23 protein-coding genes and 2 other annotated features are annotated in these 22382 nt (G+C 34.4%); of the genes, 20 read left to right on the top strand and 3 right to left on the bottom strand.

The features are described from left to right. Window positions 1–56: 56 nt before the first annotated feature. Window positions 57–473: a methylglyoxal synthase gene (locus CAB05_RS14575; protein WP_088001015.1), complete on the bottom strand. Its 417-nt coding sequence runs from the start codon at window positions 471–473 to the stop codon at window positions 57–59. Between the two features lie 344 nt (window positions 474–817). Here CAB05_RS14575 and CAB05_RS14570 point away from each other — a divergent pair, with 344 nt between their 5' ends. After that, entirely contained in the window at window positions 818–1342 is a 525-nt protein-coding gene (locus tag CAB05_RS14570; protein WP_088001013.1) for a GNAT family N-acetyltransferase, read from the top strand. A 104-nt stretch (window positions 1343–1446) separates the two neighbouring features. On the opposite strand, the gene CAB05_RS14565 is transcribed toward CAB05_RS14570, so the two are convergent. Beyond that, window positions 1447–2883, bottom strand: coding sequence for a glycoside hydrolase family 1 protein (locus CAB05_RS14565; RefSeq protein WP_088001011.1), 1437 nt, complete (start codon window positions 2881–2883; stop codon window positions 1447–1449). A gap of 247 nt (window positions 2884–3130) precedes the next feature. On the opposite strand from CAB05_RS14565, the gene CAB05_RS14560 reads away from it, so the two are divergent. After that, window positions 3131–3856 (top strand): MurR/RpiR family transcriptional regulator, encoded by a 726-nt coding sequence (locus CAB05_RS14560; protein ID WP_088001009.1) that lies wholly within the window; start codon window positions 3131–3133, stop codon window positions 3854–3856. Between the two features lie 142 nt (window positions 3857–3998). Further along, window positions 3999–4310, top strand: coding sequence for a putative quinol monooxygenase (locus CAB05_RS14555; RefSeq protein ID WP_088001007.1), 312 nt, complete (start codon window positions 3999–4001; stop codon window positions 4308–4310). 103 nt (window positions 4311–4413) lie between these two features. Here CAB05_RS14555 and CAB05_RS14550 read toward each other — a convergent pair whose 3' ends face one another. Further along, complete coding sequence (locus CAB05_RS14550; protein ID WP_088001005.1) at window positions 4414–4992, bottom strand: DUF2087 domain-containing protein; 579 nt, start codon at window positions 4990–4992, stop codon at window positions 4414–4416. Window positions 4993–5359: 367 nt separating this feature from the next. Here CAB05_RS14550 and CAB05_RS14545 point away from each other — a divergent pair, with 367 nt between their 5' ends. The 17 genes from CAB05_RS14545 (at window position 5360) to CAB05_RS14465 (ending at window position 22371) form a co-directional block, all read left to right on the top strand. Further along, window positions 5360–6406 (top strand): two-component system sensor histidine kinase NtrB, encoded by a 1047-nt coding sequence (locus CAB05_RS14545; protein WP_088001002.1) that lies wholly within the window; start codon window positions 5360–5362, stop codon window positions 6404–6406. A 118-nt stretch (window positions 6407–6524) separates the two neighbouring features. Then, a complete protein-coding gene (locus CAB05_RS22700; protein WP_088001716.1) occupies window positions 6525–6665 on the top strand; it encodes a helix-turn-helix transcriptional regulator in 141 nt (46 codons plus the stop codon). 100 nt (window positions 6666–6765) lie between these two features. After that, the gene (locus CAB05_RS14535; protein ID WP_235821509.1) at window positions 6766–7128 is read left to right on the top strand and encodes a hypothetical protein; all 363 of its coding nucleotides are present in this window, start codon (window positions 6766–6768) and stop codon (window positions 7126–7128) included. A gap of 124 nt (window positions 7129–7252) precedes the next feature. Next, window positions 7253–7499 (top strand) — a binding site (T-box leader). A 42-nt stretch (window positions 7500–7541) separates the two neighbouring features. Continuing rightward, window positions 7542–7803: a binding site (T-box leader), on the top strand. A gap of 95 nt (window positions 7804–7898) precedes the next feature. Continuing rightward, complete coding sequence (gene trpE, locus CAB05_RS14530) at window positions 7899–9311, top strand: anthranilate synthase component I (RefSeq protein ID WP_088000998.1); 1413 nt, start codon at window positions 7899–7901, stop codon at window positions 9309–9311. Then, complete coding sequence (locus tag CAB05_RS14525) at window positions 9295–9909, top strand: anthranilate synthase component II (RefSeq protein WP_088000995.1); 615 nt, start codon at window positions 9295–9297, stop codon at window positions 9907–9909. Before trpE ends, CAB05_RS14525 begins: the two co-directional genes overlap by 17 nt. After that, a complete protein-coding gene (gene trpD / locus CAB05_RS14520; protein WP_088000993.1) occupies window positions 9878–10906 on the top strand; it encodes an anthranilate phosphoribosyltransferase in 1029 nt (342 codons plus the stop codon). Before CAB05_RS14525 ends, trpD begins: the two co-directional genes overlap by 32 nt. Then, the gene (gene trpC / locus CAB05_RS14515) at window positions 10907–11695 is read left to right on the top strand and encodes an indole-3-glycerol phosphate synthase TrpC (protein ID WP_088000991.1); all 789 of its coding nucleotides are present in this window, start codon (window positions 10907–10909) and stop codon (window positions 11693–11695) included. Then, window positions 11692–12300, top strand: coding sequence for a phosphoribosylanthranilate isomerase (locus tag CAB05_RS14510; RefSeq protein WP_088000989.1), 609 nt, complete (start codon window positions 11692–11694; stop codon window positions 12298–12300). Before trpC ends, CAB05_RS14510 begins: the two co-directional genes overlap by 4 nt. Before the next feature lies 1 nt (window position 12301). Further along, a complete protein-coding gene (gene trpB, locus CAB05_RS14505; protein WP_088000987.1) occupies window positions 12302–13501 on the top strand; it encodes a tryptophan synthase subunit beta in 1200 nt (399 codons plus the stop codon). A 1-nt stretch (window position 13502) separates the two neighbouring features. Continuing rightward, window positions 13503–14288 (top strand): tryptophan synthase subunit alpha, encoded by a 786-nt coding sequence (trpA, locus tag CAB05_RS14500; RefSeq protein ID WP_088000985.1) that lies wholly within the window; start codon window positions 13503–13505, stop codon window positions 14286–14288. A gap of 126 nt (window positions 14289–14414) precedes the next feature. Next, on the top strand, window positions 14415–14840 hold the full coding sequence (locus CAB05_RS14495; protein ID WP_088000983.1) for a DMT family transporter: 426 nt from the start codon (window positions 14415–14417) through the stop codon (window positions 14838–14840). Window positions 14841–14878: 38 nt separating this feature from the next. Then, window positions 14879–15577 (top strand): Crp/Fnr family transcriptional regulator, encoded by a 699-nt coding sequence (locus tag CAB05_RS14490; RefSeq protein ID WP_088000981.1) that lies wholly within the window; start codon window positions 14879–14881, stop codon window positions 15575–15577. Between the two features lie 35 nt (window positions 15578–15612). Further along, window positions 15613–16077, top strand: coding sequence for a DMT family transporter (locus CAB05_RS14485; RefSeq protein WP_088000978.1), 465 nt, complete (start codon window positions 15613–15615; stop codon window positions 16075–16077). A 60-nt stretch (window positions 16078–16137) separates the two neighbouring features. After that, window positions 16138–16845 (top strand): YjjG family noncanonical pyrimidine nucleotidase, encoded by a 708-nt coding sequence (locus CAB05_RS14480; RefSeq protein WP_088000976.1) that lies wholly within the window; start codon window positions 16138–16140, stop codon window positions 16843–16845. 191 nt (window positions 16846–17036) lie between these two features. Next, a complete protein-coding gene (locus CAB05_RS14475) occupies window positions 17037–19034 on the top strand; it encodes an IucA/IucC family protein (RefSeq protein WP_088000974.1) in 1998 nt (665 codons plus the stop codon). Further along, complete coding sequence (locus CAB05_RS14470) at window positions 19034–21127, top strand: IucA/IucC family protein (protein ID WP_088000971.1); 2094 nt, start codon at window positions 19034–19036, stop codon at window positions 21125–21127. The genes CAB05_RS14475 and CAB05_RS14470 overlap by 1 nt, the downstream gene beginning before the upstream one ends. Continuing rightward, a complete protein-coding gene (locus tag CAB05_RS14465) occupies window positions 21124–22371 on the top strand; it encodes an MFS transporter (RefSeq protein ID WP_235821507.1) in 1248 nt (415 codons plus the stop codon). The genes CAB05_RS14470 and CAB05_RS14465 overlap by 4 nt, the downstream gene beginning before the upstream one ends. The last annotated feature ends 11 nt before the right edge of the window (window positions 22372–22382 follow it).

The following is a 22382-nucleotide window of genomic DNA, read 5'->3' as shown; positions in this document are numbered from 1 at the left end:
GAACAATTCCATAAAAATAAGCCGCAATTGCGGCTTTTCGATTCTCCCACTGAGAATCACTTATTTTCATTTTCCTTTTCATGAATAAGTGTTCTCCAATTTAAATCTCCACGCTCTAAACCATGTATTAAAATTTCTGCAGTTCCCATATTCGTCGCCAAAGGTATTGAATAAACATCGCATAAGCGAAGTAACGCTAAAATATCAGGCTCATGTGGTTGCGGTGTAAGCGGATCTCTAAAGAAAATAACGATATCCATTAAATTTTTTGCGATTAATGCTCCTATTTCTTGATCTCCACCAAGTGGACCTGATTTAAAACGATGTAACTGTAATTTTGTCTGTTCCATAATTCTTGTACCAGTTGTACCAGTAGAATATAGCTCATGCTTAGACAAAATCGATTCATATGCTTTTGCAAAATTTACTAAGTCAGCTTTCTTACCATCATGTGCAATAAATGCGATCTTCAATAAAAACAGTCCTTTCAAAAGTTATGAATAACACAACTACTGTAATTTGATAAAACGGATCTTAACTAATTATAATATTATGTTCAAAAAAAGACTCTTCCAAATATAGAAAATTTAAATTTATTCATATTTAACCCACTAGATGTTAGAGAAGCTAAAATACGGGCACGGGCATTAGAATGAACAAGGAATGTTAAGGATCGCTATAGAATAGTAATCAATTATTAAGATTACTTTTTTAAAACACCATAAATGAAGATACGTAAAAAATAAAATATTATACTCTTTTCTAAAACAGCTAAACATTGTGAGGGGTATATTATTAAGGCGAAGGATGTTTGAGAATGTTTCCTATACTAGAAACTGAACGGTTAGTATTGAGAGAACTAAATGAAAATGATGCTATTGGAATATTAAATTGTTTTTCAAATAAAGAAGTATTGCGTTATTATGGGCAAAAACCATTAACAAGCACAGACCAAGTAAAACAAATCATTCGTAATTTTTCAATGAATTTCAATGAAAAACGTGGGATAAAATGGGGTATTGAATTGAAAGGGAAGGAAGGTATTATCGGAACAATTGGATTTCAGGAGTGGTCACAAGAGCACAAGAGAGCGGATCTAAGCTATGCACTTTTCCCAGAGAATTGGGGTAATGGTTACGCAGCTGAGGCTGTAAGCAAAGCGGTTTCTTATGGCTTTGAAGAGTTAGATTTAAAGCGAATTGGCGCAGTCGTTTTTTCTGAGAATAAAGCTTCAATAAAGTTATTGACTAAACTGGGCTTTCAAAAAGAAGGGGTATTGAGAAATTATCTATACCAAAATGGTGTGCCGTTTGATACAAATATATATTCTTTATTAAGGTAAAAGTTAAATGAATAGCAAGAAAGTCTGGATATCTAGTTTTTAGTAATCTGTTTACAAACTAAAAGTCCCTGTATGCCTGGGACTTAAATAATAGTTAGAAATGTTTATAGTTTTTCGCCGTTTGAAGCAATGACATCTTTATACCAGAAGAAGGACTTTTTCTTTTTGCGTTCTAATGTACCACTTCCATCATCTTGTTTATCAACGTAAATAAATCCATAACGTTTAGAGAATTCACCAGATGATGCACTGACTAAATCAATACAACCCCAGCTAGTATAACCCATTAAATTAACGCCATCTTCAATAGATTCAGCCATTGCTTTAATGTGTCCGCGAAGATAATCAATTCGATAATGATCGTTAATTGATCCATCTTCCTCTACTTTGTCGTAAGCTCCTAATCCGTTTTCTACAACAAATAATGGAACTTGGTAACGGTCATATAATTGATTTAAGCTAATACGTAAACCTTCTGGGTCGATTTCCCAACCCCAATCACTTGCTTTTAGGAATGGATTTTTAACACCGCCAATTAGATTTCCTTGTGAATTTTCTAAATCTGATTTATCTTTGATCTCTGTTCTAGACATGTAATAACTGAATCCAATATAATCGACAGTTCCTTCTTTAATTAACTCAAGATCACCGTCCTTCATATCAATCTCAATATTATGTTCTTTGAAGAAACGATTAATAAAAGCAGGATATTCACCTCTAACCTGAACATCTGCACAGAAGTAGTTAAAGAAACGTTCTTCTTGCAGGGCGTACATCACGTTTTTAGGATTAGAATCATAAGAATAGACTGGTGCATATAAAATCATACAACCAATTTGAGCATCTGGAATAATTTCGTGACAAGCTTTAACTGCGATGCTACTTGCAACAAATTGATGATGAAATGCTTGGAATGTAGGTTGGTATTTATCTTCTTCTTTTTGGATTGAGAAACCAAGACCCATAATTGGCATGATTAAACCACTATTGATCTCATTGAATGTCATCCAATATTTCACTTTATTTTTGTATCGATTAAAGATTGCATTCACGTATCTTTCAAAGAATGTAACAACTTCGCGGTTTCTCCAACCACCGAATTCTTTTACAAGATTTACAGGCATTTCATAGTGGGAAATTGTTACTACAGGTTCAATTCCATATTTGTGTAACTCGTCAAACACACGGTCATAAAAAGCTAATCCTTCTTCATTTGCAGTTAATTCATTTCCATTTGGAAAGATTCTCGTCCATGCAATTGACATACGGAACACTTTAAATCCCATTTCAGCAAATAGAGCAATATCTTCCTTGTATCGATGATAAAAGTCGATTCCTTCATGGTTAGGGTAACTATATTTGTCTCGATCAATTTCGAAATTAAAGCCAGGAGATTGTAAAATGCTAAGTCTTTCTTTTCCTCCGGGAAGAACATCGGCAATATTTAGGCCTTTATTTCCTTCATAAAAGCCGCCTTCCATTTGATTGGCAGCTGTTGCACCACCCCATAAAAAACCTTCAGGAAATTTAAACTGTTTCATTTCTTTACCTCCCAATATTTTTCATATCATTAAGTGTTTTGATTTATAACTGTATGAGTAGTCTACAATGGAATCATAACGACAATAAGGTAGATAGTAAACAAGTGAACAGAATCTAGTTTTTAATAACAATAGAAAATATTTGTGACGAAATTGTAACACCATGTTTCATAGGGTGATTTATGTTAAATTAGTGGTATAAGCAATTAAAATAAGTGCCTATTACATAGAAGGAGATACATACGAAATGTTTTCAAATGATAGTATTGCTTCTTTCAATGAGTTAGAAACATCATTATATAATTATATTTCGCAAAACATGGATAAGGTTGCTTACATGCGAATTCGTGAGTTGGCAGATGAAACTCATGTATCAACAGCAACGATATTACGCTTTTGTAGAAAGCTAAATTGCGACGGATTTTCTGAATTTAAAGTAAAGCTTAAAATGTATTTAGAAGAAGATAAACGAACTTATATAAAAAGTGCCCATCATTCAATTGTTGAGTTTTTCGAGCGGACAATTAAAGGTGATCTAGATGAAAAAATTAATGAGGCTGCCATTCAAATACAAAATGCAGAAAATGTAATCTTTATTGGAATAGGAAGCTCTGGAATTCTTGCTGAATATGGAGCAAGGTATTTCTCAAGTTTAGGAAAATTTTCACTATATATAAAGGATCCACATTTTCCAATCCATTCTAAATTTCGGAATAATAGCGTAACGATAGCATTATCAGTCTCTGGAGAAAATCCTTTCACTGTTAATCATCTGAATTTGCTAAAACAAGAGGGAAGTAACATTATTAGTATTACGAATAACAAGCTGTCGACGATTGCAAAAATCTCTAATATTAACATTCCATACTACGTAACAGAGGAGTATTTTGAAGAGGCTAATATTACTACACAAGTACCGGTAGTTTATATTATCGAATCGATTGCGCGCCAAATTTACAGACTTAACCATTAGGTTGGTGTTGTTTGCAATGTAAATTCTTATTCTTTTAGTTAATGACTACATGTTAACTTATTTATTTATGGAAATAATAGGTAAATGTCAGTTCGCTGTAGAAATAAGTAATATGAAAAAAACACCATAAAGGAGAAAAAGAATGAGTAAATTTGGATTGTTCGGCAAGTTTACAGTAAAAGAGGGAGAACGTGAATCGTTAGTCAATATTTTATTGGAAGCAGCGGAATCAATGGAGAATTTGGATGAATGTGAAATGTATCATGTAAGTATTTGCGAGGATGAGCCAAATTCAGTGTTTGTATATGAAGTATGGTGTAGCGTGCAAGCTCATCAAGAGTCGCTCACTCTTGAATCTACACAAATATTAATCAAACGTGCAAAACCAATCATTACAGGAATGGAAAGAATTGCAACTCTCAAGCCAGAGGGTGGGAAGGGTATTTCAGCTTAAATCGAAATGTCTAATTTTTACTATAAGTTCCATATTTAAAAAACCTACCTAGAATTCGTTCTGAGGTAGGCTTTTTCATATTTTAGAATAGGTATCACATTTATTAACTTAACCACCACAATTCAACAGGGTTTAACTCATATAAACTATTTTCACGATACATATATTGACACATAATGAGCTCTCGTCGAAGTGTAGCATAGTCCTCATGGTATTGTTTCAAATATTCATTAATCTCTTTTTCTTGATAAACTCTCCCAAACTCTAATCCTTTTATCATATGTGCAAGGACTACTAGTTTTTTCTTCCTTTGTGCAGGGTATATCTTTAATTTTCCATCTTTTGTGAAGAAATTATTGATAATGGCTGAACGTTCTTCTTCCGTTACTGACATTTCCATATTTGTATTCCCTCCTGTACCGACAGTCATAATCGATTTTGCACTCATTTCTAATATCTTTAGATTAATAGAAAAATAGATAGTGTTCTTATCTCTGCGTTCTTTAATTAAGCCAACTTCTCTAAGTTTTGAAATATGATGTGTGATTGTCGGTGGTTTTAGTCCTAACTTCCCGGCAATCTCTTGCCCACTCAATTGACCTTGTTGAAGCAAAGCGATTATACGAACGCGGTTTAGATCACCTAGTGCTTTATGAAACTCGACAATCTTATTCAACTGCATTATTGATCACCTACTTTTATAAGTATCTAATTAGATGATAGTCTAATTAGAATTAATTTGCAAGTTTTAAAAGGAAAAATGTGGTATTTATTGAATACTTATCATGAAAAGTAAATTGCATTTTGAAGTGCTTGATGTGAAAAGTTTAACAATTAAGTAGAGTTCACTAAAAATAATAGATCAAATTAATAGAAATGACCTGTAACGTTATTTTCAGAAATTTTAGAAATATGTTATTCTAGATTGAGAGGAAGTTAACATATTGAAAATTTGGAAGATAGACAATACATATTGGGTTCCTCAACAGTCTCTTCCGTTATTTCTTAGTATCTACGTTGGTATTCTATAGGTGAGGAGGACAATCTTTATGGAATCATTAGAAAATATGTCTTTTCTAGACGAGAAAAGACTAATTAAACACGTAGACATGCAAGATGTACTAATGAATATGGTCAAAGGTTGTTATTACCTAAACTCAAAAATGGAATTTGTATTTATTAACAAAGCTGCGGAAGCGATGATTGAGAAGCCAAAAGAAGAGCTATTAGGAGCATGTATGTGGGATGTTCTACCTAACTATATCGGAACTGATGTTTATAAATATTATAATAAAGCCTATGATGAACAGGAAATACAGACATTTGAAATTGTTACGGAATACTCTAAAAGAGATGTAGAAATTAGAGTTATCCCTGATAAAAATGGGATTTTATCCATATTTACGGATGTAACAGAGAAGAAAAAGTATGAAGAAGAACAGATGTATATAGAGAAAATTAGAATTATTGGTGAGATGGCAGCGGGGGTCGCTCATGAAGTACGGAATCCACTTACAATTGTAAAAGGCTTTTTGCAAGTAATCTCAGAAAATGATGATTTAAGTGACTATAAGGATATTTTTGCGTTAATGATTGACGAGATGAACCGCGTAAATAACATCATTTCGGAATTTCTTGATATAGCTAAAGTTAAGCCAAATAAAATTGAGTTTAATGATTTAAATGGGATCATAAAAACATTAAATCCATTGCTTGAAACAAGAGCATTAAAAGAAAATAAGTTCATTCATTTAGAATTGTCTAGTATTCCAACTATAAAAATTGATCAAAATGAGATTCGCCAGCTTCTTTTGAATATGGTTAGTAATTCTTTAGATGCGATGAAACCACACGATTCGGTTGTTATAAAAACGTATATAAAAGAAGGTACGGTCGTATTATCAATTATAGATAGTGGAAAAGGGATTCCTCCTGAAATAAATGATCGAATATCTACTCCGTTTGTCACTTCAAAGGAGAATGGTACAGGTCTAGGATTGGCAATCTGTTATGCAATCGCAAAAAGAAATAATGCCACGATTGATTTTGTATCAAGTCCAGATGGAACGACGTTTAATATTAGGTTTAATCAATAAGATAATTATATTAGAATAGTAAAATGAAGGGTCTGGTGAAACAGATCTTTTTTTATTTGTCTGAACGCAGTGTAAAACATATTTTACATATATTACTGTGAAGGTGAAGTTAACATGGATAAATAGAATCAAAGAATATAGAGAAAAATTAGAGATTTCACAAGGGAAATTAGCAGACTTATGTCATGTAATTAGACAGACGATCAATGCAATCGAGAATAATAAATATGATCCAAGTTTACAACTCGCATTTCATTAGGCATTACAGTAGATGATTTATTTTGTTTTGAGGGGATGAGTGAATCAGGAGGACTCGACGTATAACAGCATTATTATCTGGTATAGCTTCATTAATTGTAGTGGGATTTACTATTTATAAAATTTGGATTGGAAAAGATGTTGGTTTTAATGAAGTCGGTTCGATAGGCGGTTTATTAATATTGTTTTTAACAGCGATTACTTGGGGATCGAAAGAAGAGAAATTTGGTATTTTACAAGAGGAAGAATTAGGACAAAGAATCATAGAAAAAAGCTCTAAAATAAGTTATTTTCTTTTAATGGTGTTCGTGTTTCTAGCGGCAGTTATTGATAAATTAGTTTTAGGTTCTATTAATATAATGCTGCTATTATTATTATTAATATTATCAATGATTACATTACCTTTTGTAGAATTTTTAGTTGCCAAAAATATCAATAAAACCATTTGGAAAATGGTTATCTGACTAATATATTTTCGTAATTTATCGACAAAAAACGTTTCTTGCGCTCGAATAATATTTTTACTATTTTATTTCTAGTCATTGACTTTTTTTTTATCACATATTAGTATTAGGACAATTAAATTTTAACTTAGCGTTGACGAAGAGTAGTAACAATTACGGAAACTAAAGAGAGCTGATGGTTGGTGAGAATCAGTGTGAAAGTAATTGCGAATGGACTTCCGAGCTTCCAAACCGAACCGTTCGTTTAGTAGTAGGCTTTGGCGAGTAGCCTCCTCGTTACAAGAGGCGAGTATTCATTATAATTTGGATACTGACAAAGCGAGCTGTTAATCAGCTAATGAAGGTGGCACCACGGGTCTCTCGTCCTTTTTAAGACGGGGGGCCCTTTTTGTATTTATTTTTAAAATCATATTGTTAAATCGCTGAGTAAGAAGAGTAAATATTGGTGAATGTCACAGAGAGTTAGACAATGGTGAGAGTCTAACACAGGAACCTATATCGAATGGGCTTACGAGAGGCATCTTGAAATTTATAGTAGGGATGCCCGGACTTCCACCGTTAAAAGGATAGGATATCGGATTGTTACAAACAACATTTCCCGTATCTGAAAAGTGGGATTAGACCTTTTCTAATCCAATCGAGGTGGTACCGCGGTATAAAATAATCGTCCTCTATATGTACAGTTTTCTGTGCGTATAGGGGACTTTTTTTATTCACTTGGTTCAATTAGAACCATCTATAAACAAGTAAATTTTTAGGAGGTTAATGACATGTCATCATTGCAAAACAAAGTTGAAATCATATTTGAAGCATTGCAAGGAGATACATTTACACCAATATCTCTTTTTAACAAATTATCTGGAACAAAGAAGTTTTTATTCGAAAGCTCATTTAAACACCAGGATGCTGGCAGATACTCATTTATTGGTCGCAGTCCAGTATTTGAGTTAATTGGGACGAATCAACAAGGAGAAGTTTTATATAGAAATGGTCATAAAGAAGAGTTCAGCGGTAATCCAATTTTAAAGTTAAAGGAGCTAATACCTAATCAAACAGCGATTGAAGAATACCAAATACCCTTCATAGGCGGAGGAATTGGATATGTTGGTTATGATATCGTTCGACAGTTTGAAGAAATTGGAGAAGTTTTAGAAGATACAATCGGATTGCCGGATATTCATCTCATGTTTTTTGAAGTTGTTATTGTTTTCGATCATTTAGAGCAACAAATATCAATTGTCGGGATTAAGCTTTCAAAAGAAACAACTACTGAAATGCTTGAAAGGGAAATTCAAGATCTTAAACAAGAAATTTTGAATGAAAATATACACCTGAAGCAAATGCCTTTCAGATTTTCCCCCTTCGAATCTGAAGTAACGAAGGAGCAATATATGACAAAAGTCGAGAAGGCAAAGGGGTATATTCAGTCAGGAGATATATTTCAAGTCGTATTATCACAGAGAATGAAGGCAAGTTTTGAAGGGAATCCGTTTGATTATTACCGTAAGTTACGAATCCAAAACCCTTCACCATATATGTATTATATAGATTTTGGAACTAGCGTGGTGGCTGGTACATCACCAGAAAGCTTAATTAAAGTTAGAGGTAGTCAAGTGATAACGAACCCAATTGCTGGTACAAAGGGCAGAGGGCAGACCGTCGAACAAGATGAGATGTTTGAGAAACATTTGATTCAAGATGAAAAGGAATTAGCTGAACATAAAATGCTCGTCGATTTAGGTAGAAATGATCTTGGGAAAGTTTGTGAGTTTGGTTCGGTAAGATTAGAAAAATTTATGGATATTGAAAAATACAAATACGTCATGCATTTAGTATCTGAGGTTAGTGGGACTTTAAAGAAACCATTTACAGCACTTGATGCATTTATATCATGTTTGCCAGCGGGGACTGTTTCAGGGGCACCGAAAATAAGGGCAATGGAAATCATTAATGAATTAGAAGAGTCAAAAAGAGGTGTATACTCCGGGGCAGTTGGTTATATTTCAGCAAATGGTTATCTGGACTTTGCTTTAGCGATTCGAACAATCGTTTTTAAAAACAATGAAGCCTTTATTCAAGCAGGTGCAGGGATTGTTTATGACAGTTCACCTGAACAAGAGTTTGAGGAAACCATTCATAAAATGAAAGCTTTTCTGGAGGGAAATCATGATATTACTAATTGATCATTATGACTCATTTACCTACAATCTTTATCAATTTTTAGGAGAACTTGGAGAAGAAGTATACGTAGCTCGTTATGACAAAATCAGCATAAATGAAATCGAACAGTTAAAGCCAAAAGCAATTGTACTTTCACCGGGACCAGGTAAACCAGAAGAAAAACACGAAACGCTTCATTTGATCCGAAGGTTTTATGAATCAATTCCAATGCTTGGTATTTGTTTAGGTCATCAAGCAATTGGTTATGTATTTGGTGCCACCATTGAAAAAGCAAGGACCATTAAGCATGGAAAAACCTCAAATATTACTCACCAAGGAAGTAATTTATTTGAATACTTACATCAACCTTTGGAGGTAATGAGGTACCATTCCTTGGTGATTCAAAAAGACAGTTTACCACATTATTTTGAAACATTAGCAACATCAATGGATGATCAAGAAATTATGGCAATTAAGCATAGAAGATATCCAATCTATGGTATGCAGTTTCACCCAGAGTCGATCGGTACTAAGCAAGGTAAGCAGTTATTACTAAATTTTTTAAATGAAATTAAGGAGGAGTTTAGCAATGAAAGAATATCTTCAAAGATTAGCAAATAAAGAATCCTTTTCGTCTGAAGAAATGCAATTAGCAGTTGGACAAATGCTTTTGGATGAAGAGATATCTGATAGTGAGATTGCTGCATTTTTAATAGCTTTAAAAACGAAGGGTGAAACAGTTGATGAAATTGCAGGGCTTGTAAATGCAATAAGGAACAATACGATTGGGTTTTCACGAAAGTTTCAGAACGTCATTGATAATTGCGGAACTGGAGGAGATCGATCACTTAGCTTTAACGTGAGTACCACTTCAGCATTCGTCATTGCTGGTTCTGGAATTCCAGTAGCAAAGCATGGGAACAGAAGTATGTCTAGTAAAACCGGAAGTGCGGATGTTTTAGAAGAGCTTGGTGTTCACTTATCAATTCCATCTCATTATGCAGAAGAATTATTAGAAAAGATTGGGATCGCTTTTTTATTCGCTCCTCATGTTCATCCGAAGTTGAAAAAAGTGATGAAAGTAAGACGTGAATTGCAAATTCCTACTATTTTTAATTTAATCGGACCTTTGACAAATCCAATTGAGTTAGAAACGCAATTATTAGGTATTTATCGACGGGACTATTTAGAAATGTTTGCTGAGGTATTAAAAAAACTTGGACGAAAAAGAGCAATAGTGATCAATGGCGCAGGACATCTAGATGAAGCTTCTCTTGAAGGACAAAATCACTTAGTCCTATTGGAAAATGGCATCCTGAAAAAAATGACTCTACATCCGGAAGAAGTTGGCCTAACGTGCTACCCTAATGCATCAATTATTGGGGGAGATTCGAAAGTGAATGCAGACATACTTTTAGGCGTTTTAAAAGGAGAAAGAGGAGCATTTCGTGACACAGTCTTATTAAATGCAGGTCTTGCAATCTATACATCGGGTACTGTACAAAACATTTCAGATGGAATCAAAAAAGCGCAAGAGAGTATAGACTCTGGAGCGGCCTATGAAAAATTATGTCTGTTAGTCGAACAAACTACTAAATTCAAAAAAGAGGTGATTTAAATGGAAACGATTTTGGAGCGAATTCTTTTTGAAAAAAGGAAAGAAATAAAAGGCTTAAAAGAGTTAAAAAGAAAAGAGATGCAGAAAGAAATGACGTATTCCCTTATCCAACAGCTTGAACAGGCAAACACATTATCAGTGATTGCAGAGTTTAAACGGGCTTCGCCTTCCAAAGGAGATATAAATATTCACTTAAACCCAGCAGAACAAGCCAAACATTATTCGGAAAATGGTGCAGCAGCAATTTCGGTTTTAACAGACGCTACCTTTTTTAAAGGATCGTTTCATGATTTGAGACTTGTTAGAGAATCTGTTGATATTCCGATTTTATGTAAGGATTTCATTATTGATCAAGTCCAAATAGATTTAGCAAAAGAAAATGGTGCAAATATTATTCTTTTAATTGCGGCTGCCCTGACTCCCTCTGAACTCAGTGAATTGTATGGATATGCTATACAACAAAATTTGGAAGTGTTAATGGAAGTTCATGATGAAGCGGATTTAGAAAAAGCATTTAAAGTTGGTCCTAAGATAATTGGAATTAATAATCGAAACTTAAGAACATTTGAAGTGGATTTAGCAGTAACTGAAAGATTGGCACCATCTATTAGTTCATTTGGAAGCTATGTCATAAGTGAAAGTGGGATCTTTACGAATACGGATGCGAAAAGAGTCAGTGATGCAGGTGCGAGCGGTGTACTTGTAGGAGAAGCGTTAATGAGAAGTGGAGATTTGGCTACTAGTATGAATGATTTAATGGTTCCTAATTTGAAGGGGGCAAAACAGTGAATGTAAAAATCTGTGGGATAACGGATTGTAAAACAGCTCAGTTCGCTATTGAAGCAGGTGCTGATGCAATCGGCTTTGTTTTTGCTGAAAGTAAACGTCAAATTAGTGTATCTAAAGCTAAGGAAATCATTCAAACACTCCCAAAACATATTCTCAAAATAGGTGTGTTTGTAAATGAAACAAAGGAAAATTTAGAATCAATTTTTGAAGAGGTTGGATTGACCCACTTACAACTTCATGGAGACGAGTCTCCATCGTTTTGCCAAACATTGCGATATCCAGTCATAAAGGCTATTCGAATTGAAACTGAGTTAGATATTAATCAAATTGCTGAGTATCCATGTGATTATATTTTAGTAGATAGCCCGCTTGGACCGTATAGAGGCGGAAATGGAACAACATTTGATTGGAATCTCCTTAATAATAAAAACATTGAAAGAAAGTTGATTTTAGCAGGTGGTTTGACGATTGATAATGTTTTATTAGCAAGTGAAATTGTGAAACCAGTGATGGTTGATGTAAGTAGTGGAGTAGAAACAGATGGCAAAAAGGATGAAAAGAAAATAGAAGCTTTTATTAATACAGTAAAAAGAGGAGGAATTTGAGATGAAAAGTTATGTCTTGCCCGATTTGAAGGGACACTTCGGAATGTATGGTGGAAAATATATACCTGAAACACTTGTTCAAGCCGTTACTGAATTAGAGGAAGCATATGCAAACGTAAAGAAGGACCCGAGTTTTTTTGCTGAAGTAGAAAAACTATTAAAAGATTATGTTGGTCGTGAAACACCCCTTTATTATGCTGAGAATTTATCAAAGTACGCAGGTGGAGCTCAAATTTATTTGAAACGGGAAGATTTAAATCATACTGGAGCTCACAAAATCAATAATACAATTGGTCAAGCACTACTTGCAGTCAAAATGGGTAAACGAAAAATAGTTGCAGAAACTGGGGCGGGACAGCATGGAGTAGCGACTGCAACGGTCTGTGCCTTGCTAAATCTTGATTGTGTCATATTCATGGGCGCTGAAGATGTTAGAAGACAAGAGCTAAATGTTTTCCGTATGGAACTACTTGGTGCAAAGGTAATCAGTGTTGAATCAGGAAGTGCAACCCTAAAGGATGCTGTCAATGAAGCATTACGTTATTGGGTTGCAAATGTGGATGATACGCACTATTTACTAGGTTCTGTAATGGGACCACATCCATTTCCTATGATGGTTCGAGATTTTCAGAGTGTGATTGGAAAAGAGACAAAGAAGCAGTTTTTAGCTAGAAACAATATACTACCAGATGCAGTTGTGGCTTGCATTGGCGGAGGGAGTAATGCGATTGGCATGTTCCATCCATTTATTGAAGATCATACTGTGCAACTTTTTGGTGTTGAAGCAGCAGGTCATGGTGTGAATACAGATAAACAAGCAGCTTCATTAACAAAAGGAGTTCCTGGCGTTTTACATGGTGCGCTAATGTATCTTCTACAGGATGAACACGGCCAAATACAAGAAGCACATTCAATTTCGGCTGGACTTGATTATCCAGGTGTTGGTCCGGAGCATTGTTACTTAAAGGATATAGGTAGAGTTCAGTACGAATCAATCACTGATCAAGAAGCATTATACACGTATCAACTGCTTGCGAAATTAGAAGGAATCATTCCCGCATTAGAAAGTGCTCATGCAGTAGCATTTGCGATAAAACAAGCAGCAAGTATGAAGGAGGATGAAAGTCTAGTCATTTGTTTGTCCGGTAGAGGTGATAAAGATGTTCATACTGTTCGAGAAATTTTAAAGGGGGAAGCTTAAAATGAACCGAATTGAACAGCAATTTTCAAAGCGACTATCAAACGGAGAAAAGCTTTTTATTCCATATATAATGGCAGGTGATGGTGGATTAGATGTGCTTGGAGAGCGACTTGCTCTACTTGAAGAGTTTGGGGCATCTGCAATTGAAATTGGTATACCGTTTTCAGATCCCGTTGCCGATGGTCCAACAATACAAAAAGCAGGTATTCGTGCTTTACAAGTGGGAACTACATTACGAGATGTATTAGATGAATTGAAAGAAGTTCGCCCAATGATTTCAATACCACTTATCATGATGACATATATGAATCCAATTATGGCATATGGTATAGAGAAGTTTGTCTCAAAATGTAAGTTAGCAGGAATAGATGGATGTATTATACCTGACTTACCGATTGAGGAAGAAGGGATGATTGTTGATCAACTTGAGGGTGCTGGAATTGAATTAATACGATTAGTGACAATGACGACTCCGAAAGACAGAATACAGAAAATTGCTCAAAAAGGTAGAGGTTTTCTCTATACTGTTACAGTAAAAGGTATAACTGGAGTTCGAAACGAATTTAATGGAGATTTGTCTGCATTTTTAAAAGGTGTAAAGGAATCAAGTAGTATACCAGTACTCGCTGGATTTGGTGTTTCTACTCCTGAACAAGTGAAAAAATTAAGTCGAGATTGTGATGGTGTAGTTGTTGGTAGTAAAATTGTAGAATTATTTAAGGAAGAGAAAGTTTCTGAGATTAAACATTTGATTCATTCAATAAAAGGAACAGAAATAATGAAGTAATATTGACGGAGGATCTTCTATACAGAAGATCCTTTTATTATGTACTTTTAGGACATATGTCCTTTCCAAGATATATGTAGATATCTTTTAATAAATAGAGAAAATAAAATTAGGGAGAGAACGGAAATGAAAGGGAGTTTATTTGCTTTTTTGGGTGGCGCATTTATAACGCTACAAGGTGTAGCTAACGCTCATATTAGTCAGGATATAGGTACTTGGCAAACAGCAACGATTACACAATTTGCTGGGTTTGTATTAGCATTTATTATTTTATTATTTGTGAAAGACGAAAAATGGCAAATGCTAACAAAAGTAAAGCCATTATATTTGACTAGCGGCGCGTTGGGTGCAATCATTATTTTCAGTAATGTTACATCTATTCATAAGATTGGTGTAACAATTTCGATTTCGGCTTTATTAATTGCACAGCTATGTATGACATATTTAGTGGATTTGACTGGTTGGTTCGATGTCGTAAAGCAGAAAAAAAGACCATTACAATTTATAGGTATCTCAATGATGATTGCTGGAGTTATGATCCTAGGCTATTAAGATAAATGAACTGTGAAAGTGTGGAGGTGAACAAAATTATGAAGGAATTGAAGGATCAAGAGCTGTTAAGCTACTATTTAAAAAATCATCAAATCGAATCCATTTTTAATGATAAGTTAATGCCACACTTAATTTTGTATAGCTTTGATCAAGGAGAGCTTATTTGTTCTCAAGGAGATTCTCCACAGTATTTATACTTCCTCGTCAAAGGGAAACTGAAGATTTATACGACTTCAGTAGATGGAAGAACATTAATTCTTTCATTTAAGAAGCCGGTAGAGGTAATTGGTGATATTGAGTACGTTCGGGGTACAGATTTTCTCAATACAGCTGAGGCAGTTTCTTCAGTTCACATGATTGGCGTTCATCATCAATGGCTAAAAAAATACGGAAAAGATTTTTCACCATTGCTACAGTTTTTACTAGAGATCATTACGGAAAAATTTTATATAAAATCAAATTCTTTAAGCTTTAATTTAATGCATCCTGTAGAAGTCCGTTTAGCTAGTTATCTATTATCGGTATCGTTCGATGAATCAGATTCGCTACTGGAAGATCAATTAAGTTCAGCTTCTTTAAAAGATGTAGCAAATTTTATCGGAACGAGTTACCGACATATGAATCGTGTCATCCAACAGTTTTGTAAGGATGGTTTAGTCGAGCGTAAGGATGGTTTTATCCTTATAAAGGATAGAGAAGGATTAGTGTCTCTTTCAGGTCATAGCATTTATGAATAGTTACGAAGATAAACGAAATTAGGGGTGTTATCACAATGGTTATCGGGTTATTTTTGGCGATCCTTGCAGGTTCGTTAGTCGGCCTTCAAAATATATTTAACAGTAAAGTAAACGAAAGAGCTGGGTCTCAGACCACTACAACACTTGTTTTAGGAATGGGATTTTTAGCATCTTTAGTCATAGGTCTAATCATTGAAGGAACGAGTTTGTTTGTTTTTCAGAATATGAAACCATGGTACTGGTTTAGTGGTTTTATTGGTGTCGGTGTCGTTACTTGTTTAGTGCAAGGGGTCAAACATCTTGGGCCTACGTATGCAATATCAATCGCATTAGCCTCTCAATTGCTCTTTGCAGTCTTATTTGACTCTTTCGGGATTTTTGGACTTGAGAAAGTACCATTTACCATGAAAGAATGTATTGGCGTAATAGTTATTATGTTTGGTATGATTTTATTTAAATTGAGCGGAGAGAGTGAAAAACAGAAATCACAGGCTGCTTAATATTTCTGGAATGAATCTATGATCATATCATTTTTGATACGATTAAACGGGGAGATAAACATGAATAAGTATAAAACTTTATTATTCGATGTAGATGATACACTATTAGATTTTGGTGCTGCTGAGAAAGTTGCTTTACGTTTACTTTTTGAAGAGCATCAATTGAATTTAACACCAGAAATTGAGTCACATTATAGAGTCATCAATCAGGGTCTTTGGAAGCAATTTGAAGATGGGACTATTGAACGCTCTGAAGTATTAAATACTCGCTTTTCAACTTTATTAAAAGAGTATGGACATATTGTTGACGGAACATTACTAGAAAATAGTTATCGCGTGTTTTTAGAAGATGGTAAACAACTTGTTGATGGTGCTTTTGAATTAGTAAAAAATCTACAAAATCATTTCGATCTTTATATCGTGACGAATGGGGATTCGCTGACACAATATAAGAGATTAAGTGCGTCAGGTTTACAGCCGATCTTTAAAGACATTTTTGTTTCTGAGGACACTGGTTTCCAGAAACCTATGAAGGAATATTTTGATTATGTTTTTGAGAGAATCCCAAATTTTAATGTGAACACAGGGTTAATAATAGGGGATTCGTTAAACGCTGATATTAAAGGCGGTCAACAAGCGGGATTAGATACTTGCTGGTTTAATCCTCATAAGAAGCAAAATGATACTGATCTAATTCCAACCTTTGAAATACAAAATCTTGATGAACTTTATCAAATCTTACATGTTGATAAAAAAGTACTAGTTTGATAATAACGAAATAGCGAAAAAGTAAGCGAAAAGTCCTGGACTTTTCGCTTTTTTATATTGTCATTTAGAAAAATTTGGCATTAATAAGGTTGACATTGATAATCATTTTCAACTATTATAGTAACTGAGTTTTTAGGTGATAATAATTATCATTATCAATGATATAATTTAAGATTAGGGGATGATTTGAAATGCTTGATGTTCAGAACAAAAATACAACAATCGATCATACTTTATTTGATCAGGAGGAGCTAAATACACTAGCGTTTATTAAGAGTGAAAAACCTGATTTATTGAATAGTTATCTTGCAAATATAAAAGCTGGACGAAGAGGTATTTTCCAACGTCTTCTTCAAGCTTTTATTCGTGAGAAGCTCATTGAAGAAGATAGAGTTGTAAGAATTGATGGAATTGAATCGAATATATGCATTCATCTTCCTAGCGGAAAAACAGTAAAATTTGCGGTAAGTAAACACCATTCACTAGAAAGGTTTGATGTTTTAGGTGACCCAATTGTTGATCATCAGGAACATACAAACATACTAACTCATCCTGTTGCATTTTTAGAGTTGCTAAAGCAAGAAGGAATGTTAGAAGTTGCAAAAGTAGAACAATATGAACGTTTTAAGCTTGAAATACAAAATGGAGTAGCCAATTTAACATTAGCATTGACTGGCGCTACAGTTAGAAATATAGAGTTAATGAATGAAGCAGAAAAAAATAATTGTGAAACCTCGTTAGAGTGGGTACAGAAGCAAAAGCAAGAAAATGAGTATTTCAGTCCACTAGCTTTTTATGAACAATGTGTAGTCGAAGGTCATCCTTTGCATCCAGGAGCTAAAACTAAGTTTGGTTTACAGGTTGCTGATGTGATTCAATATTCACCCGAGTGGGGGGCAACACCTGAGGTTGCTTTAGTAGCAGTTAAAAAGGAAAGTTGTCATACATCATCGATTGATCACCTTTCTGTAACGAGACGTTTATACGAGGAGTATGAAGGTTTACAACTAGCTGTTTTTAATACTTTACATAAGAAAGGATTAAATCCTGAACAGTACGAGTTAATACCGGTGCATCCATGGCAATTTGAAAATACTTTAAACGTATTTTACAAAGATGAAATGAAACTAGAAAAAATCATTCCAATTGAAGATTATAGAATTTCAACACAATCATTAGTTTCCTTCCGATCATTAGCACCAATCCAAAAATTAGGCGAAGGAAAGCATCATATAAAAACTGCGGTGAATGTACAAACAACAAGTGCAATTCGTACGGTTTCACCTAATTCTGTTGTAAATGGACCAATTCTTTCGAAAATACTTGAAGCTATACAAGAGAAAGAAAGCGAGTTTGACGGAAAATTCGTTGTTCTAAAGGAACAAGCAGGTGTATTTTTTCAACCAGACAGAAATGGACTATCTGAGGATGATTTAGGAACACTCCAGGCTAATTTAGCTTCAATTTTAAGAGAGAATCCTGAAAATTATGTTCGTCACGAGGATGAAATTCCTATGGCAGCAGCTTCATTAATAGCAGAATCACCGATTAGTGGAAAGCCAATCGTTATTGAATTAATTGAAGAATTCGCGCAAAAACATAATGTAACAGATCGTTTAGAAGCTACTAATCTATTTATTGAAAAATATGCACAAGTAGCTTTACCTGGATTTTTAACATTAATGGTGAGATACGGAATTAGTTTGGAAGGCCATATGCAAAATAGTGTATCAGTTTTTCGAAACGGAGAACTTGTACGTATGTTAATTAGAGATTTTGGTGGCATTCGAATTTTACCAGCAAGATTATGGAGACAGGGATTCGAAGCAGAGTTTTATCCAAATTCATCTATAGTAACAAACCAAGAAAGTCAATTGCGTAGTATTATTTCGTATTCAGTAATGCAAAATCATTTTGCAGAATTAATTACATGCATCGTTCGAGCTTTAGATATTGATGAAGAGCAACTTTGGAAAGTCGTCATGAATGTTAGTAAATCTGTTTTTAAAGAATTAAAAAAGGACGCTACGATCAAAGACCAAGCAAATGCAGATGAAGAAGCATTTTTTCAACCAATGATTAACTTAAAAGCTTTAGCTACAATGAGACTTCGAGGAGATATTGCTGCTTATTCATTTATGAAGGTTCAAAATCCAATGAGAGATATTTGGAAAGGGGCGAACCAATAATGAATACAAGTTCAACTCAAGTTCTTGATTTTGATGATTTGGAAGTTGCATTTAAAACCATTCAAGATGGACGATTATTAAATGACGAAATGGAGATAAAAACATTCTTAGAAAAAAATAGTCCTCATTTGGTTTCTCTCTTTATGAACTCACTTGAAAAAGGAAGAAAAGGAATATTAAAGCGACTTGTTGGTTCAATGTTGCGAGAAAATATTCTGGAACTTACTTCTGGTTCTCATGATTTATATGTGATTGATACGATTTATGCATTAAATGTTTCTGCAATTGATGAGTTTTGGCAAACAGTACTTCAAAAGCTACAATCGTTCGGTTTAGATAAAGGAAGAACATATAAAATTTATCCACTTCACCAAAATGAATGCATTGTCATTCCTATCAGCAAAACCTATGCTTTTAATCGAATTGATGTTGACGGCGATATTTTACATGTATCAGAAAATAATGTTAATGTAATCACTCATTCGGTGGAGTTTTTAGCGTTAATTCGACGATATAAAGTAGCTCATCAAGAAGGGACTAAAATGGCTTGGGAGCAATTAGCAAATGAATTGGTAAATGGTAGCGCCAACTTGGCATTGTCATACGCATATTGGGAACGAAAGAAGAAAGAACTACAAAGTGATGCAAACCAATTAGGTGTGTCTAATTCGATTGATTGGGTACTAATACAAAAAAAACAAATGAGTCAGTTTGATACGAGCTTATTTTTCGAGCAATTAACGATTGAAGGTCATAATCTTCACCCAGGTACAAAAACAAAAGTTGGCATGAAGCCTGATGATGTTTTTCAATTTGCCCCAGAATTCGATGGAGTTGCACAAATTCACTTTGTTGCGATCAATAAAGCGTATGCTGAATGGTGTGTAGTAAATGAACATGAAGAAGATGCGAATGCACTACTTTTCCAATCTTACCCTGAATTAGTAAGGGCAGTAAAAAAGCAATTTAGAGACATAAATCTTCTTATTGAAGATTATGTAATTGTTCCAGTACATCAATGGCAGCTAGAAAATGCGATTCCTTCTATTTATGAAGAAGAATTAGTAAATAAGGTAATCGTACCGATTGATGATTTTACTGTTTCTAGTGGCTCCACATCATCATTTAGAACGGTAGTGCCTCTTGAAAATAGGAATGTGGATTCATTTGCAATAAAAGTAGCAGTAAATAGCCAGATGACTTCTACTGTCCGTACTATTTCTGCAAATACAACTAATAATTCAACAGTCTTTACAAGACTAATCCAATCCGTAATGAACATGGAGAAGGGGTTAAGTAAAACTTTTGTTCCTGTATGTGAGGTAGCTGGCTATAATTTTAAAATAAATGAAGATCATCAGCATAAAAATAGAAATCTCTCAGCGGTACTCCGAGAAAATATAGAGTCGTTTATAGAGGAGAATGAAGTTGCAATTGTTGGTAGTTCGCTATTTTCCGAGTCACCGATTTCAGAAAAGATAATTTTTGCTGAACTAATTGAGAAGTTTGCAAAAGAAACGAAAGAAACTTCAATTAGAGATGCTGTTACTCAGTTTATCAAGGAATACGCTTCGTTGATCATTCCTGGTGCTCTAACATTTCTAGTTAAATATGGAATTGGTTTAGAAGGACATCTACAAAATAGTGTGATGGTATTTAAAGATGGTCGACCTGTTCGTTTGCTATTCCGAGATTGGGGTGGTGTACGAATACATAAGGAAAGGCTTGAGAAGCACCAATTTCAAGCTGAGTTTTATCCTGGATCAATAACTGTAACGAGTCATTTAAATGAAGTTCATAATAAAGTATTTTATACAGTCTTTCAAAATCATTTTGGTGAGTTAATTCTTCAAGCCTGTAAAACTTATGGATTAAGTGAAAGAGCGTTATGGAACGAAATTCATCTATTATGTCGTTCAGTGTTTGAAGAGCTTGAAGCTGATGCTAAATATGCCGAAAATGTCATTAGTGATCGGGATGCTTTATATAAAGCAAAAGTAGAACACAAGGCACTTGCGAAAATGCGTTTAGATCCGGAAATGAAAGGATATTCGTATGCAATTGTCCCTAATCCACTTCATGAATTTAAGTGAAAGGTAAAGTAAGTTACATGGCACAAATTGAAGTTCAAGACATAAAAAAAACGCCGCGCTTTGCGTTTCAATCTAAGTCATTCACAATCTTCATGTCTGGTAGTTTCGTTTCTAGAGTAGGCGATTGGATGGATTTAGTTGCACTAAATTGGGCAGTCCTTCAGTTTACAAATTCACCTATTCATTTAGGTATTATCAATGCATGTCGCTTAGTTCCTACGTTTTTACTAAGTGTACCGGCTGGAATATTGGCTGATAGGATGGATCGAAGAAAAGTATTAATTTGGCTACAAATCGGGATGATGTTTTTAACATTCATACTTGGCTTTCTCATTAAGGAGGAACCAGCATTTTGGTTATTTGCCTTCATTGTGACTTTAAGGGCCATGCTCGCGGCTATGGATCCACCAGTCCGAAATGCTTTTATACCTAATCTTGTTCCTCAGTCTTCAATGGCAAGTGCGATAGCCATTAATACGATGACTATTAATCTATCACGTATGATTGGTCCAGCAATTGCAGGAATACTAATTGGAATGACCGATATTGCCAATATATTTTATATCAATGCTTGGGGAACATTCAGTGTATTAATTTCTTTATCTCTTATTCGCAATAACTTTCAACCATTAAAAAGAAAAGTAGAAGGAGAGAAGATTACCTTTTCAGAGGCTGTAAAATTTGTTAGAGAAAAACCGTCAGTACAATCATTACTCATTCTAGCAATTGTCCCTATGATATTTGGATTTCCTTATACGACAATGACGCCTCTATTTGCTAGAGAACTGCTTCATTTAGGACCTGAAGGGTTTGGTATGTTACTTTCGATTTCATCAGTCGGAGCAATTGCGGGTACGACATGGTTATCAATTGGTAAAGAAATTAATGAACCAGGTAAATGGTTAATCTATTCAATTATTAGTTTTGGCTGCTCATTACTTTTATTTATTGGAACAGCTAATCTGATGATAGCTGGTATTGCGATGTTTTTAGTTGGATTAACTAGTCAAACTTATCGTACATTAAGCCGTATTACGTTACAAAAGCAAGTACCCGATCATCTTCGTGGAAGAATATTGAGTATTGCCTTAATGGACAGAGGCTTTATTCCTTTAGGAGCGTTATTAATTGGGGCAATCGCAACAAGTTTAGGAACTCATTGGGCAGGCAATGTAATGGGATTAGGTTGTATAGTAACGACATTAATAATTGTGATGAAAAGAAAACAAATCATGAAAATATAGTTCGTGGGAGG

The organism is Gottfriedia solisilvae (assembly GCF_002128405.1).
Taxonomy (GTDB): Bacteria; Bacillota; Bacilli; order Bacillales; family Bacillaceae_G; genus Gottfriedia; species Gottfriedia solisilvae.
The sequence above is the reverse complement of the archived record's forward strand: the minus strand, read 5'-3'. Positions and strand labels throughout refer to the sequence as shown.